This is a genomic window from Streptomyces sp. GL_141 (genome assembly GCF_057834385.1).
In genome coordinates, this window is record NZ_CM174402.1 from 4,466,531 (window position 1) to 4,477,744 (window position 11,214).

Here is an 11,214-nt window from a genome sequence, read left to right on the forward strand (position 1 = left end):
GTCCACGTGCAACCGTCGGTCTCCGTCACCGATCCCGACGACTTCAACAGCCACTGGAGGCAGTCGCCGAACTTCCGTATGCAGGTCCCGTTCGAGTACCTGTTCCTACCGGCGATCGACATCCTCGACCACGTCCGCCGGGACGAGGAGGTGCGGTTCACGGTCCTCGGCGAGGACGACTGGAAGGTGCGCATGGACCGCACCGCCGCGTTCCGGACGGCCCCGGTCGAAGAGATCGCCACGTGGCCGTTCCGCCTGGTGCACTTCAACCTCGCCCGGTTCTACGGCGAGATCCTGGCCGGCTTCCAGGACGAGGTCATGGTGCCCTGGCGCACCTACCTGTCGTCGCAGGGGTTCACGTGGCAGCGGTGCGCGCCCATCCTGTTCCTGTCCACGGAAGGCGCGGCCTCGACCTACCACAACGACAACTCGCACGGTCTGGTGTGGCAGGTCCAAGGGGCTAAGACCTTCCACAGCTATCACAACCCCGACAAGCACCTGTCCCCCGAAGCCGCGGTCCTCGGTGAGACCACCGCCGAAGATCCCCCACCGCACGACGAGGCGGCCCGACAGTCGGTGACGATGCAGCCCGGCGACCAGCTGTGGAGCCACGCCTTGACCCCGCACTGGGTCACCACAGAATCGCCGCTCGCGCTCAGTGTCACCCTCTCCCACGGCGGCCTGTCCCGCCGCGGCCGGTACGCCGACCGCGAGCTGGCCCTGCGCGACCACTGGGACAAGAACCCCGCTGAGGCATGGACCCTCGACCTCGGCCACACCCGGTACTGAGCGAGCACCCGCTGCCCCACCGCCAGACAGGCGGTGGGGTAGCGGTGCGTCTACCCCTGGCTCAGGGGGTGAGGCGGTTCGGTCCCCGGAAGAGGAACGCGGCCTCGCGGATCGAGTCCAGGCCGAGCATGACCATCAGGATCCGGCCCAGGCCGGCGCCGAGGCCGCCGTGGGGCGGGCACCCGAACCGGAAGATGTTCATGTAGTCCTGCATCGGCTCGGTGTCCATGCTCTTCTCCTCCGCCTGCTTGAGCAGCACGTCGGAGCGGTGCTCTCGCTGGGCCCCGGTGGTGATCTCCAGGCCCTTCCAGAGCAGGTCGAAGCTGAGCGTCAGGTCCGGCCGGTCCGCCGGACGCATGTGGTAGAAGGGCCGAATGCTGGCCGGGTAGTGCGTGATGAACACGAACTCGTGGCCCGTGAGCTCCTTCATGTGGGCGGCGATGGTGCGCTCACCCTCCGGGTCCAGGTCCTCCTTGACGCCTTCCGGGTCCCAGCCGCCGGCCCGCAGGATCTCCTGCGCCTCGGCCATCGTGATCCTGGGGAACGGGGCCTTGGGCACGACGACCTCGATGCCGAAGACCTTCCGGATCGCCTCACCATGGACCTCTGCGACCTTCGCGATGGCGTGGGCGAGCATCCGCTCCTCGAACGCCATCACGTCCTCGACGTCGTCGATCCACGACAGCTCGACGTCCACGCCGGTGAACTCGGTCGCGTGCCGGGAGGTGTACGACGGCTCGGCCCGGAAAACGGGGCCGATCTCGAAAACCCTGTCGATGCCGGCGGCCACGGCCATCTGCTTGTAGAACTGCGGCGACTGCGCGAGGTAGGCGGACCGGTCGAAGTAGCCGAGCTTGAACACCTCCGCGCCGGACTCCGAGGCGGTGCCCATCAGCTTGGGCGTGTGCATCTCCGTGCAGCCGTTCTGCATGGCGTACTCGCGCAGCCCCTGCTCCAGGGTCGTCTGCGCGGCGAACACCATCTGCGCGGTGGCCCTCTTGCGTACGTCGAGGAAGCGCCAGTCGAGCCGGTGCTCGGGGCCGGTGTGCTCGTCGATCGGCAGTGGTGTCTCTGCCCGGTTCAGCACCTCGATCATCTCGGGGACGATCTCCAGGCCGCCCAGGTTGACCTGGGCTGCTTCTACGACGCGGCCGGTGATCCGGACGGCGGACTCGGGGGTAAGCGATTCGATGACGGCTTCGAGCGGGCCGCCGTCACGCTTGTGGGTCACCTGGGCCATGCCGGAGTGGTCCCGCAGGATGACGAACTGCATCTTGCGTTGCAGCCGGAGTGCGTTCACCCAGCCGGAGACGGTGACGGTCTGGTCGAGGTGCGCGCGTAGGTCAGAAGCCAGTACGCGGCTAGTGGTGTGGATCATCGCAGCCCTCCAGGGGCGTCGTCATGATCCCTTGGAAGCGTGGGCGAGAAGGGTACTCGCGGTGCCACCACGCCTTTGCCACCGCCAGAAAGCGGCGGCCTCATTCAGCCCGATGACGGGGGCAAACCGGCGGGGCATTGGGCCCGTGGGCCTTTCCTCCCCGCGCTCGGGAGGGTCTTCACCATGGGTGCGAGTCCGCCTTCACAGCTGCCGGCGGCTCTCTCTGCTCGCGTGATCCGTGGCTACTCGTCTCCGTCGACGCGTTGGTCACGAGGATAGGGATCCAGCAGGCCCCTCGCAACGGATTCACGGTGGTGGCGCACCAGGTGACCGGATGGTGTCCCTGCCGAGGCCAGATAGGAGACCCCGTCGCCCATCGCTGCTGCTTTGTAGGGCCGCCACGAGAATGCGCGGCAACTACGATCAGGGCCGCGAAGCCGTCCGGGCCGCTTGCGGCCCTGGACTCCCGACCAGGAGGGGACCGCCGCACATGGGTAGGACTGAGTACTACAACGACCCGGCCGCGCCGAAGGCCAACACCCTCATCCCCGCCAGCAACCTGCTCGTCGTCGACGACACCGGTGCCGTCCTCCTCCAGCGGCGCCGCGACACCGGCCAGTGGGCCCTGCCCGGGGGTGCCCAGGACATCGGCGAGACGGCCGCCTAGTGCGCGGTGCGCGAATGCGTGGAGGAGACGGGCATCGTCGCTGAGATCACCGGCTTCCTCGGTGTCTACACGAACCCTCGCCACATCGTGGCCTACACCGACGGCGAGATCCGCCAGCAGTACGAGAACACCTACATCGGGCGCCCCGTGGGTGGTGAGCCCACGATCAACGACGAGGCCGACGGCGTCCGCTTCGTCGAGGCCGCTGAGCTCGACCAGTACGACATCCACCCCAGCATGCGGCAGCAGATCGGCGACTACCTCGCCGGCACGTACCCCTACCTCGGCTGAACTGCCAGCCCCGCCTTCACCCGTTCCGCGGCAGCGAACACGCGCGCAGCGCCTGACGGATGAATCGTCCCTCGCCGGCATCCCCGCATTGGCCCAGGACCTGGCCCCGCCTCTCGGAGTGATCAGCTCTCCATCCGGCGGGGCCGCTTTCCGTAGGGGATGGGCGCGGTCGTCTCACTCGTGCGCGGTCGGTGCGGCCGGCTTCTGCTCGGCGATATAGGTACCGCGCCCCGGCACCGCGTACACGAGTCCTTCGTCGGCGAGCACGGCGATCGAGCGGCGGACGGTCGGGCGGGAAAGCCCGTACTCGTCCGCGAGGGCGTTCTCGCCAGGAATTGCCCGGTTCGGCTTCCAGTCGCCCCGCTTCACGCGTGCTCGCAGGATCCCTGCGAGCTGTTGAAACGGTGCGTCGGGCGCATCGCGCTGCACTTGGTCATCCGGCCCGTACTCCATGAGCCGACGGTATCCGGCCGATCCCATGACGGCACTCCCTGACAGGGGCACACAGGTCTTTACAGGCTTTGACAGGTCGAGCTAGGGTCGCTCACGAAAGGACCCCCGCGACGCAGCGAACGTCCGGGGGCGTGGCCCATCAGCTTTTGGGAGCTGACGAACATGACCGACTTTATCGCGCGCTTCACGCGCCTCCTTGTGATGCTGTTACCCGCGCGAGGGAAGCACCGCTCCACCCCTGCGCCGGAGCTGGCGCCCGAAATGCTCTCGCGGCCCCGGCGACCGCTGCCGGAACACAAGAGCCCATACGCCTGCGAGGCCGCGCGGGGGCAGGCCTTCGTGGACACGATCAACCCCGTGCGTCCCTACGTCACCGCATCGCCCTATAGGCGTCAGGACGACCCGAAGCGTCGGGCTCAGGCTGAACGGCGCTGGGCACTGGATATGGCGCTGCGCGGCATCGACGTGGGCCCGACCGTGATCCACGGCAGGCAGGTACGCCCTGACAGCCGGACGATTCGGGTGGCGGTGGGGGTATGACGGCCACTTCCTGCTGTCGGTGCGAGCGGATAACCGCCGCTCCCGTCGAGGTGCACCACATAGAGCGTACGAGCGGCCCCGGCGGCACCGTGTACGCCTGCCCCGACTGCGCCCCGCTGCTCACCCCTGGCCCTCTCCCGGCTGAGACTGCCTTACCGCCGGGCGGCTGACTCCCCAAGCGATGCCCCTCCCGGATGGCACTGTCCGGGAGGGCCTCGTCATGGTCGAGTGAGGAAGGGTCAATCGCTGGAGACGGCGCCGTCCGAGTCGAGAGAGTCCGCGGTGGGCGGCACGCCAGCGGCGTGCGCCGGGCGTACCGCGTGCGTGGCAAGGTGGAGAGTCACCTTCTCGCGAAGCGGGTCGGGACCGCCCGGATGGGGCGGAAGCGCCTCGCCGGCGGGTGCGCCTCGATGGACTTCATGCCACTTCGAGCGGGCCTGGTCCTTCCGGCCGTCGCCCGGCGCATTCACGCCGAAACCATCCAGAATGACATTCCACACTGGCTGGAGCTCCGTAATCATCATGCTCTCGGCCATTGGCGTGAACAGGTCGTCCGCCGGCAGGAAGCGGGTGTAGAAATCGTCGATCTCAAGGTCATCGACCTTCTTGATCTTGTTCTCGTGCATCATGAGTCGAGAACGGAGGGACTTGCTCTCCTCCGGGGATTTCACAACTGACCCAGTGCGGGAGCCTTCGGGAGTCGACCTGCCCACGTATATGGGAACCTCGAACGGGTGATCTGCGAGAGGCCTGTAGAGATCGTGATTGCCGACGTAGTAGATGGCGTAGATCCCGCACCCCTTGAACGACCGGCTTCGAACGCTTCCGAGGGGGATCGGGTTTGTCTCTTCGAGAGCCCATTGGACGCTGCGTCCCAAGTTCTCGCGACGCAGCGGGTCGTAGATATCGTCTCTGTCGCTCATGCGGACTTCATTTCTCCCGGCGGTTGGTGCTATTCATCGCTGGATGGCAGGGCGTCTTCAGCTTCGACTTCGCCCACCGGGTCCGCCTCGGGAATGGCGTCGACATGCGAGCCGGCGCGGTAGTAGCGCCATGCGCTCTTGTAAGTGGCGGGAGCGTCGTCGTACATGATTCCGTACCCCATCAGGGCCGTGATCTGCCACGATTCAGGTATGGCTGTGGAGATCAGGCGGAACGCCTGGTCGGCGGTCAAGCTCTCTGAGGGGACGTGAATGGTCCAGCTCTTGTAGAGAGGGGACTTCTGGTACCGGAAGTTATAGGGCAGGGCCGCCTTTACGGTCTCCAGAAACTCTTCGAGCGTTGACTCCCCGATGCTCAGCCCGTCGACGGGGCGGTCCAGGTCGATCGGGAACTGGGTGTCGAAGTGGTTGCTCTTGAGGACCGTGGTGTCGCGCTGCCGGCCAGGGTCCTTATTGCCGAACCCGTTGTTGTTCCAAGGGATGTTGCCAATTTCCTTGTGGTGGCTGATGAGCAGCTGCTCTGGCGCCAGGGCGGAGAAGTCTTCCGCGACATAGAGGCAGGAGAACGCCATCTCGTCGAGGCTGATCCGCCTGCGTCCGGAGATCTTGCGGAGATGGTTGCGGAGCCGGGCCGGAAGCGACTTGTCGGCCTTGCCGACGTATACGAATTGGCCGTTCAGGTAGAGCTGGTAAACGCCCGGCTTCTCCTTGAGTCCCGCGATGCTGGCTTCGTTCAGCGGCGCCCGGTCCAACCCGTCCAAGGCGATGGCGAGCTGATCGCCGAGGGCCTTCGTGATGCTGAGCGTGAAGTCCTTGTGGTAACCGTCGCCGCCGTTGGGCTCCAGCGTGGGCGTCATCCCGGCAACTCCTTACGCGTAGATGATCACCGCACGATACCCGTCGTACCTCAGCGCAGATGCGGCGTCTCGCGGAATGACCCTGTTGATCAACAACTCCGCGGTATGCTTTTGAGACTGCTGAACTGCCCGGGGAGTCGAGAATGAAGCGCACGTCTGTCGAGCTGTTCGCCGGTGGCGGAGGGCTGGCGATGGCGGTGGAGCGGGCGGGGTTCCGCCCCCTGCTGCTGAATGAGTTCAACAAGCGGGCGTGCGAGACCCTCGCCGCCAACGGCGCGGAGGCGTGCGAGGACGGGGAGCGTCCCCGTGTGCCCCGAGGCGCGGGGCGGCCGCCTCTCGTCGAGGGGGACATTCGGAAGCTCGACATGGACTACCTCAAGGGGAAGGTCGACGTGCTCGCCGGTGGCCCCCCGTGCCAGCCTTTCAGTCTGGGAGGTGTGGCGAAGGGGGACGAGGATCAGCGCAACATGTTCCCGGAGATGTTCAGGGCCGTTCGGGAGATTCAGCCGAAGGCCGTCATCTGCGAGAACGTGAGGGGTCTTCTGCGGCCTTCCTTCAAGCCGTACTTCAACTACATCTTGAGGGAGTTGGAACTCCCATTCGAGGAGAGGCGAGAGGGCACCACGTGGCAAGAACACGATCAGGCCCTGATCGCTCAAGGCGAAGTGGCCAGTGCTGATCTGAGCAAGCGGTACAAGGCCGTTATGGTCCCGGTCAACGCGGCTGACTATGGGGTTCCACAGATCAGGAACCGGGTCATCATCGTGGCCTTCCGTGCCGATCTGAGAGTGGACGTCGACGAGTTCAAGCGGCTCGTGAGTCCGACGCATTCCGAGACGGCTTTGCTTCGATCATTCGCCGACGGCACCTACTGGCGAAATCACCCGGACGTGCCGGATCACGTCAGGGCTCGGGTGATGAAGCGCGTCCCCCAGACGCTGCCGATGGACGACGGCCTTAAGCCCTGGCGGACAATGCGGGACGCGATCCACGGAGATGGGCAGCTGAGGCTGCCGCCCATCCCGCTCGATCAGCAGGACAAGAAGCATGAGCACGGGGGGATCGCCTACCACGTCGGATGGCCGAACGCTCGTATCTACGACGGTCATACACCCAACGAACTTGATCGGCCGGCGAAGACCGTCAAGGCGGGTGTGCACGGCGTCCCAGGTGGAGAGTCGGTGATGCTCCTGGACGACCGAGTCCCCGATGCCACGGCGCCGGACGGCTGGCGCTACCTCCACCGCTACATGACCGTGCGGGAGACCGCTCGCGTTATGACGTTCCCCGATGATTGGAAGCTTGAGGGTCCTCGCGGAGAGAAGATGCGGCAGCTCGGAAACGCTGTTCCCGTCCTCCTTGGAGAGGTGTTCGCTAAGGCCGTCGCCGCCGCTCTGGACGGCGCGGAGAAGCGTAGGTGAGTGAGATGACGGCGCCAGAATCGCGCCGTTGGAAGGAGAAGCCGCCACCGACCAAGGCTTGGAAGGGGAAACAGGGCAGGAGCCGGGCGATCCTGGCGGCCGAACAGGACCGGGCGGCTGGGGGGCGGAACCGACGCATGGTCGACCTCGGGGACGGACGCTTCGCGAGAGCCTCGATCGAGCTGAAGTTGCTTCCGAGGACTAGGCGGATCCGGGCCTACCTTCGGTGGTCTGACAAGGGTCGGTCACCCGCCGAGTACGTAGGCGAGGTTACGAACGACACACGGTCCGCGAATCTCGCTCAAGCCTGGGGAATGGCGCGTGTCGCTGGCCTCATCGCGGAGCAGGCGCCGGCAGAGGATTCGTGGGCCACATCGCCGGCGGTTCGGTCAGTCATGCAGGGGAATCGCGGCAAGGACACGAAGCCTGAGGTTCGCCTCCGCTCCCTCCTGCACGCGGACGGCCTGCGGTACAGGGTTGGGATCAGGCCCCTGCCGAACCTGCGCAGGACGGCCGATGTCGTCTTTCCCAAGGCGCGTGTCGCTGTGTTCGTCGATGGTTGTTTCTGGCACGGCTGTCCTGAGCATCACCGCCCGGCTACGAAGAACAGCGAGTTCTGGCGGGAGAAGATCGAGGGCAACCGCAGGCGGGACGCGGAGACGGATGGCCTTCTACGGGATGCCGGCTGGCAGGTAGTTCGAGTCTGGGAGCACGAGGACCTAGCCGAGGCCGCTGAGCGGATCCGCGGCATGCTGCCTGCGCGAGGCGGAGCGGCCGACGGTGGGGCGGGACTACAACCCGAGCCCACCGAGTAGGTCTTCCACCGAATCCTCGAGACGACGTAGCACGATGCGCCCGTCACCATCGCTGAACGCGAGCAGAGTGGAGCCGGGCGCCAAACCAGCCTCCGCCAGCAGGCCCATGGGCAGTTCCACGGTCCCGTTCTGTTGGACAGAGACCTGCGTTGGCTCGCGGATCGGCGCCATCTTCCACCACTCCCTCATATCAATACAGCCCGAGACGTGCGCGGGATGTGATGCCGACTCTATCGGCGTCACGATTTGAGCCCGCCTGACGAGGCGACCGGTGGTACAACACTCACGAGCGCATCGGCCGTCCTGTCTCCTGCGCTCGGGGGTGGGGGAAGGCTGTCAACGGCCTCGTAGTGGCACGGCCGCATTCACTTCAGTGAGTCGATCTTCCTCAGCCGCGTTACGAGCGCCGTGCGAGCTCGTCTGCCACAACGTGGAGCCAACGGGAGAGAGCCTTTACTCGACTGCCTCGCAGGAGCATGCCAGCTTCAGCGTGAGAACGGGTTCCGCCAGGGGTGAGGTTCGCGGAACCGATGTACGCGAGTTGGTCGTCGGCCAGGACGACTTTGAAGTGGATACCCAGCCCGCTCTCGTCCCATGAGCACACCCTCAGCCGGCTGCCCGCCGCACCCCGTAAAACTTCCACCGCTGCCACGTTGGCATTTGAGCGGTCGGGCGCGGACCGACCCAGCGCCCTCGTGATCACTGTGCCAGTCCCGCCAGCCTCTGTGAGGGTGCTGAGGGCTGGCGCCACGGTGGCCGCGAAGGAGGGGTGCAGGTAGGGCGCGGCGATCACCAGGTGTGATCGCGCGCTCTCGGCGACATGGCGAATCGTCCGGCCCGTGTCGAGTGGCAGCCCGGGACCTCCGTTGTCACGCGACATCTCGTTCAAGGACTCGGTGAGGAAGGCCGGGACGGTGAGCACGAGCTCCCACCCTTCTTCCAGTGACATCGCCACCATGGCGTGGGCCTGAGCGAGCAGGAGAGGCGCGGCCTGCGTGACTTCGCCGACTTCGTCCACGACGCCAGCGTGGACGAGGGCGTACGACACGAGCCGCCGATCGACTACTGCGTCCTGGATGAGTGTGGCTATCTCGGGACCAGTGCCGGCGGCGGCCGCGATGTTGGTCGCGGCCGCCGCGGTGTCAGCAGGGGCTGGTGCCTGCAGGAGCAGGGAGACCAGGGGTCTCAGCGGCTCCAGTACCCGCGCCACTGTCGTTCGCCTTCTCTTCCTGATTGCGAGCCTTGTGTGGTGCCGGACAGGAGGGGGGGAAGCGTGCCGAACAGCAGGTTCCGGTCCAGAACGGTGTTGAACCTTGCGCAGGCGACCTCGGAGATGTGGAGGCACGCGGCACACGCTCCGCCGAAGGCGCGTCGGCAAGGCGGATCGAACACACAGCGGGTCTCCGCGTCTAGTTCACACAGCGCGTCCTCCAAGTCGAATCGGTAGACGTGTTCGAGCCCGCCGAGTGTGAAGTTGCTGCGGGTGTTGGCATAGACGAGGAAAGCGCAATTTGCGGGGAAGAGATATTCCCCGAGTGAGTCGACGTTGAGCCCGCACCGGGTGGCGAGGGCTTTCATCATGCGGTGTGCCATGGAGTGGACGAGGCCGAGGATGGCCTTCGTGATGTCGTTGTCAGGCGCGTTGAAGGCGTCGAGGACCGGATCGCTGAACTGGAAGATCCATCGCTGCGCCTCTTCCTGGGTTTCCAGGGCGGGGTCCTCGATGACGCCAGAGCCGACGAGCCAACGCACCACGGCGAGCTTGTCCAGTTCGAACAGCAGGCCCTCAGTCTCGGTTCGCACTCCGTACATGGGGAACTTACTGTCGCGTCCCGCCGGGAAGAAGCGGAACCGCTGCCTGGTCTGGGTCCCGCGGCGCGTGGTGGCCACCGCATTGCTGCTGATCCTCGTGTAGCCCGCCACGATGTACGCGATGGGCAGTTCTCGCAGCAAGGTGACGTCGGAGAATCCGTAGCGCGAGATCAGCTTGCGGTACTGCTGGTAGTAGGCCTCCAGTTGCGTGCCCGCGTCACCATCGAGCAGATTTTGGACGGTCAGGGGCTTGGCGTCCCAGGCGAGGCCAAGCTGCCGGCATTCTTCGCCGAAGACCTCGATCGTCTCGGGATCGCGGCCCAAGGCCTCGACCCGGGTGTCCCAGGCTGGTGTGTCGCCTTCCCGTTCCTTGGCCTTCGCGATGAGTTGGCGGTAAAGCACATCCTCCGGCTTGAGGCCGAGTGCTTCCGCCGTCTCGCGAGCCTGTTCTACGGCGCCGCCCGCAACGCTGGCGCCTCCGGCACGCCGGAGCCCCTCGGCTCCTCTGGGCAGGGCACCCAGGCTTTGAGCCACTGCTGCCGCGTACACACCCTCATAGGCGAGCGCGCCATAGTCGCCTCGGGTGGGCGGGTTGATGACAGTGATCTGCTGTGGGTAGTAGGCGGCGGTTTGTGGCACCCGCATGACTTGCGGACGGCCGTCGCGACAGGTGGCGCACCATCTGACGACGGGATCGTCAGAGCGCCGCTGGCAGCGGTCGCAGGTCCAGTACCAGCGGGAGGTGTTCAGGTCGCGGGTGTTGTTGAGTCGCATCGCGGCACGGCAGCCGGAGCCGCACCGAGGCGGCGCGAGCTCGCTCAGGTGGCCGCACTCGTGGACCTCGCACCAGGAGAACTGCTCCATCCGCCCGTGGCTGGATGTGGGGCAGGTGGGAAAGCCGTCGCTGTTGCGGATGAGGCGGAAGGCGCCACACGCGCGGCAGAGGAAGGTGTTGGGGAAACGGGCGGCTCGGAGGTCCTCCGCCTTGACCAGACTGAACTGACGTCGTTCGATCGCGGTGAGCTCGGTGCCGGATCGGGAACCGTTGTTCGACGCGCTCTCGAAGGGCAGGAGCAACCGGCGGAGCTGTGGGGCGACCCAGCCCTCGGGAACATCAAGGGGGGTTACTTGGCGGGGCGGCTCGCCGAGGACGGAGCCCTTGGAGGACCAGTTGTAGGGCTGGCCTGGCATATAGCGCCACAGCGCCTGGATGTTGCTGCGGTTGAGTTGTTCGAAGACCATGCGGAATC

The 11,214-nt window shown here is 66.1% G+C and carries 11 protein-coding genes and 1 pseudogene; 5 read left to right on the forward strand and 7 right to left on the reverse strand.

What is annotated here, in order from left to right; translation table 11 throughout:
- The first annotated feature begins 6 nt into the window (after positions 1-6).
- A complete protein-coding gene (locus AC3IX6_RS19590; protein WP_489363142.1) occupies positions 7-789 on the forward strand; it encodes a hypothetical protein in 783 nt (260 codons plus the stop codon).
- Positions 790-850: 61 nt separating this feature from the next.
- On the opposite strand, the gene aspS is transcribed toward AC3IX6_RS19590, so the two are convergent.
- Positions 851-2,167 carry an aspartate--tRNA(Asn) ligase gene (aspS, locus tag AC3IX6_RS19595; RefSeq protein WP_489363143.1) on the reverse strand — a complete coding sequence of 439 codons (1,317 nt, stop codon included), beginning with the start codon at positions 2,165-2,167 and terminating at the stop codon, positions 851-853.
- 490 nt (positions 2,168-2,657) lie between these two features.
- Here aspS and AC3IX6_RS19600 point away from each other — a divergent pair.
- Positions 2,658-3,125: pseudogene (locus AC3IX6_RS19600) on the forward strand (NUDIX hydrolase).
- Between the two features lie 174 nt (positions 3,126-3,299).
- Here AC3IX6_RS19600 and AC3IX6_RS19605 read toward each other — a convergent pair.
- Positions 3,300-3,578, reverse strand: coding sequence for a GntR family transcriptional regulator (locus AC3IX6_RS19605; protein WP_489363145.1), 279 nt, complete (start codon positions 3,576-3,578; stop codon positions 3,300-3,302).
- Positions 3,579-3,740: 162 nt separating this feature from the next.
- Between AC3IX6_RS19605 and AC3IX6_RS19610 the strand changes: the two genes are divergently transcribed.
- A complete protein-coding gene (locus AC3IX6_RS19610; RefSeq protein WP_489363147.1) occupies positions 3,741-4,118 on the forward strand; it encodes a hypothetical protein in 378 nt (125 codons plus the stop codon).
- Positions 4,119-4,357: 239 nt separating this feature from the next.
- Here the strand turns inward: AC3IX6_RS19610 and AC3IX6_RS19615 are convergent, their stop codons facing one another.
- Both AC3IX6_RS19615 and AC3IX6_RS19620 read right to left on the reverse strand, forming a co-directional pair.
- Positions 4,358-5,041 (reverse strand): Eco29kI family restriction endonuclease, encoded by a 684-nt coding sequence (locus AC3IX6_RS19615; RefSeq protein WP_489363148.1) that lies wholly within the window; start codon positions 5,039-5,041, stop codon positions 4,358-4,360.
- 29 nt (positions 5,042-5,070) lie between these two features.
- Positions 5,071-5,916: a GIY-YIG nuclease family protein gene (locus tag AC3IX6_RS19620; RefSeq protein ID WP_489363150.1), complete on the reverse strand. Its 846-nt coding sequence runs from the start codon at positions 5,914-5,916 to the stop codon at positions 5,071-5,073.
- 143 nt (positions 5,917-6,059) lie between these two features.
- On the opposite strand from AC3IX6_RS19620, the gene AC3IX6_RS19625 reads away from it, so the two are divergent.
- Together AC3IX6_RS19625 and AC3IX6_RS19630 are read left to right on the forward strand one after the other, a co-directional pair.
- A complete protein-coding gene (locus tag AC3IX6_RS19625; RefSeq protein WP_489363152.1) occupies positions 6,060-7,337 on the forward strand; it encodes a DNA cytosine methyltransferase in 1,278 nt (425 codons plus the stop codon).
- A gap of 314 nt (positions 7,338-7,651) precedes the next feature.
- Positions 7,652-8,152, forward strand: coding sequence for a very short patch repair endonuclease (locus AC3IX6_RS19630; RefSeq protein WP_489371492.1), 501 nt, complete (start codon positions 7,652-7,654; stop codon positions 8,150-8,152).
- Here the strand turns inward: AC3IX6_RS19630 and AC3IX6_RS19635 are convergent.
- The 3 genes from AC3IX6_RS19635 to AC3IX6_RS19645 form a co-directional block, all read right to left on the reverse strand.
- Complete coding sequence (locus AC3IX6_RS19635; RefSeq protein ID WP_489363153.1) at positions 8,129-8,323, reverse strand: hypothetical protein; 195 nt, start codon at positions 8,321-8,323, stop codon at positions 8,129-8,131. The two genes, AC3IX6_RS19630 and AC3IX6_RS19635, sit on opposite strands and share 24 nt — an antisense overlap.
- A 226-nt stretch (positions 8,324-8,549) precedes the next feature.
- A complete protein-coding gene (locus AC3IX6_RS19640; protein WP_489363155.1) occupies positions 8,550-9,362 on the reverse strand; it encodes a phospholipase D-like domain-containing protein in 813 nt (270 codons plus the stop codon).
- On the reverse strand, positions 9,338-11,206 hold the full coding sequence (locus tag AC3IX6_RS19645; protein WP_489363157.1) for a DUF8724 domain-containing protein: 1,869 nt from the start codon (positions 11,204-11,206) through the stop codon (positions 9,338-9,340). The genes AC3IX6_RS19640 and AC3IX6_RS19645 overlap by 25 nt, the downstream gene beginning before the upstream one ends.
- Positions 11,207-11,214 lie beyond the last annotated feature (8 nt).

Excerpts from the sequence above, each read along its gene's own strand:
- aspS (WP_489363143.1), bottom strand. The coding sequence starts at position 2,167 with ATGATCCACACCACTAGCCGCGTACTGGCTTCTGACCTACGCGCGCAC.
- AC3IX6_RS19605 (WP_489363145.1), bottom strand. The coding sequence starts at position 3,578 with ATGGAGTACGGGCCGGATGACCAAGTGCAGCGCGATGCGCCCGACGCA.
- AC3IX6_RS19610 (WP_489363147.1), top strand. The coding sequence starts at position 3,741 with ATGACCGACTTTATCGCGCGCTTCACGCGCCTCCTTGTGATGCTGTTA.
- AC3IX6_RS19615 (WP_489363148.1), bottom strand. The coding sequence starts at position 5,041 with ATGAGCGACAGAGACGATATCTACGACCCGCTGCGTCGCGAGAACTTG.
- AC3IX6_RS19620 (WP_489363150.1), bottom strand. The coding sequence starts at position 5,916 with ATGACGCCCACGCTGGAGCCCAACGGCGGCGACGGTTACCACAAGGAC.
- AC3IX6_RS19625 (WP_489363152.1), top strand. The coding sequence starts at position 6,060 with ATGAAGCGCACGTCTGTCGAGCTGTTCGCCGGTGGCGGAGGGCTGGCG.
- AC3IX6_RS19630 (WP_489371492.1), top strand. The coding sequence starts at position 7,652 with ATGGCGCGTGTCGCTGGCCTCATCGCGGAGCAGGCGCCGGCAGAGGAT.
- AC3IX6_RS19635 (WP_489363153.1), bottom strand. The coding sequence starts at position 8,323 with ATGGCGCCGATCCGCGAGCCAACGCAGGTCTCTGTCCAACAGAACGGG.
- AC3IX6_RS19645 (WP_489363157.1), bottom strand. The coding sequence starts at position 11,206 with ATGGTCTTCGAACAACTCAACCGCAGCAACATCCAGGCGCTGTGGCGC.